Source organism: Okeania sp. (genome assembly GCF_983059655.1).
Window position 1 is genome coordinate 1 of record NZ_CEZPJD010000905.1, and the last position, 2,947, is coordinate 2,947.

Consider the following 2,947-nt stretch of genomic DNA (forward strand, 5'->3'; position numbering starts at 1 on the left):
ATCAGATTAGTTTCAGGAGCGATCGCTATCTATAGCAATCAGGAATGAGTTGTGAGAATTGAGGTGTTCCTTAAAAGTGTAGAATATAGCGATTATTATATTCATATGATACGTTTTTTTCCTCTTCTCTGTTCCCTGTTCCCTGTTCCCTATTCCCTATTCCCTATTCCCTAAAAATTTTCAATATCTCACAACTCAAATCATATTGCTATAGGAATGAGCATTTAATATTTGTTGTAGCAAAGTTGTTCTGGAGCGCAGAGTACCCAATAAAAAAATCATTTTTTTACAATATGCTGGTTAATTGATTTTAGATTAAAAAAATTAGTTAGTGTCATAATTATGCAATGGAAAAATTCATAATTTTATAGCAGTGGAAAGAAAATTTAGAACATATCAAAAGCTTAAAAATTAGAGAATGCAATATTTTTCCTTCTCTACTAAATAACTAGAGCCTTCTTCCTTTCTTTACTTTTTTGGTACAACAAATCTCATTCCTCCCTTAACTCTTAAGCTATTTTCCTGATACCGAGGAATAACATGAATATTTGTGTGCATCATTTTTTGTCCTCCGGCATGATTAACATTTATCCCTACATTAAATCCATCTGGGTTATACTTTTCCTCTAAAATTTTCTGCACTTGATTTACCATTAACCAACATTCTAATTGTTCATCTACAGGTAGCTCAAAATAATTTGCTAGATGACGCTTGGGTATAACTAAAGTATGCCCTTTTGTAACTGGATAGCCATCAAGTATTGCATAAGTTTTTGATGACTCTGTTATTAACTTTAAATTTTTACGCGGGTTACAGAATAAACAATTGTTTGTCGAATTTTTTTGCTGATTATAATGAATATATTCATATATTTCACATAACTCATCTGTGTGAATAGATTTAAAAGGTAAATTAACTAAACACTGATAAGTTGGTTTCTTGTGTATATAATGTTCTCGAAAACCCTCGCGTTTCAAACCTCTTCTAACAGCATAATAAGCTTTACCTCCAGGTTTTAATAATTGTGAAACTTCCATCAAAACTTGAGCTTGTGGCTGTTCAAATAAAACATTTAAGACATAAAAACAGAGAATAGTATCAAATTTTGTCTGGGGATATTGTGGAAAATAATAAGGGTCATAACCAGTGACTGGAAAATTTTTTTGTTGTAGTAGTTTAACATCATTTCCCAGCCCACAGCCAAAGTCGAGAATTTTACCAACGAGCAGATTTTTATCTAGTAATAATTGAGCTGGAAATGAAATAAATTTACGTTCTTTAGCAGTAAGGTGGCTATATTGGTTTAGTTGTTTATTAGTAAACAAGGGTACTTTTGTGATTAAATAATGTAGAAGAGAATAATTGTAATATCAAATCCGTTTAATTCGGAATCAAAACATTCTCTGTATTGTTAGGAAGTAGAGTCAATTGATTATAAATAGAGAAAAATTGATAGGGAGATTTGTATATTTGTACAATTTTTTGTATTTAATAAAATAATTCTATCTAAGTTTACAGTAAATAAGTTAGATTATTTGTTTATAGAAAACAATGAAGAAACTTTGATTTTTACTTTTGGATAATAGTGAAAGAACATAATCATTATTTTGCATAAAGTGGTGTAGCTATGACTACTAAAAACCTAGTAAATAAAGTTAACATAAATCAGAAATATGAGGATTTTAGGCTGGAGATAGTGAAGTAAAATATAAGTAATAGCTCTCATACCAACCTAATTTATAATTGGTTTTAGGAGCCAGTAAAATATATATTAATCAGAGGTTAAGCCATGACTAGCATCGTAAAATCTCCCCTAAATAAAGAACAAACTACTACCTGGTTAAGAGGACTAATGACTGTTGCTTATGCTGATGGAGAATTAGATGCGACAGAGAAAGATTTATTCGACCATTTTAGTCATGAAGAGTTTGCTTCTAAAATTGAAATCTCAGAACTACAACCTATTAATCCAGATGATTTAGCTAAGGTACTTGGAGAAAATCCTACCATAGCAGAAAATTTTATGAGAACTGCTGTCATGGTGGCCTTGGCAGATGGAATTTATTCTATTACTGAAGATGACATACTTCATAGATATTGTGATGCTTTAGGACTAAAAGTTAAAGCTTTAGATGCATTGAGAAAAAATCTAGAAAAAGCCAAAAAACAAGCAGGAGAAGATGATTTAGACAGTTGGATTGAAGAAACAGAACATACTGGCACTTTTATTATTCCTCACGATCCCGAACATCATCAAACTGTACTTGCTCCTATCAAAGACTGGTTGGATGGATGGGATATTCATGACCCAAAGGTGGCTCACATGGTATGTAAAATGATTCCCCCTCAATGTCCATTTGAGCGAGATATTGTAATTTTTGGTAAGAAAGTCGCCCACATTCCAGCTATGTGTAAACTTAACCCACTGTACGATCAATTAGTTGGCATACGTTTCCGTGCTTTGTCTTATTTAGCAGATGAATGTCAGGAGGATGTATCTAAGTATTGTTAGTTTTTAGGGAACAGGGAACAGGGAACAGGGAATAGGGAATAGGGAATGGTTAAAAATTAGAAGCCAAGTTAGAATGTCCAAGGAGAATATTTAAGGAAAAGAAAATAGAAATTATTATTTCTCTGCTAATTGAAGAAAGTAGGATGATTATTTAGTTTGACAAAAAAATTGAAAAATTAACTATAAAAGTCTACTTCTTTATATTCTCTGTTTTCTGTTCCCTGTTCTCTTATTAATGATTTTTGAAATGTCGGATATTAATGATTTTAAAGATTTAAAAATTTGGCAAAAAGGAATGGATATTGCCGAAAAGTGCTATTTTCTCACGAAACTTTTTCCCAAAGATGAGTTATATGGCATGGTTCAACAAATAAGAAGAAGTTCTGTCTCTATCCCAGCAAATATAGCTGAAGGATATGGACGAAGATATACTG

General features: G+C 31.7%; 3 protein-coding genes. 2 read left to right on the forward strand and 1 reads right to left on the reverse strand.

Features of this window, described 5'->3' with window-relative positions; translation table 11 throughout:
- Positions 1–468 precede the first annotated feature (468 nt).
- A complete protein-coding gene (locus AC3DU7_RS29995) occupies positions 469–1,326 on the reverse strand; it encodes an HIT family protein (protein ID WP_488042892.1) in 858 nt (285 codons plus the stop codon).
- A gap of 464 nt (positions 1,327–1,790) precedes the next feature.
- Here AC3DU7_RS29995 and AC3DU7_RS30000 point away from each other — a divergent pair, with 464 nt between their 5' ends.
- Positions 1,791–2,513: a Mo-dependent nitrogenase C-terminal domain-containing protein gene (locus AC3DU7_RS30000; RefSeq protein ID WP_488042893.1), complete on the forward strand. Its 723-nt coding sequence runs from the start codon at positions 1,791–1,793 to the stop codon at positions 2,511–2,513.
- A 247-nt stretch (positions 2,514–2,760) separates the two neighbouring features.
- Positions 2,761–2,947: four helix bundle protein (locus tag AC3DU7_RS30005; protein WP_488042894.1), on the forward strand; the 187-nt coding region annotated here is incomplete at its 3' end.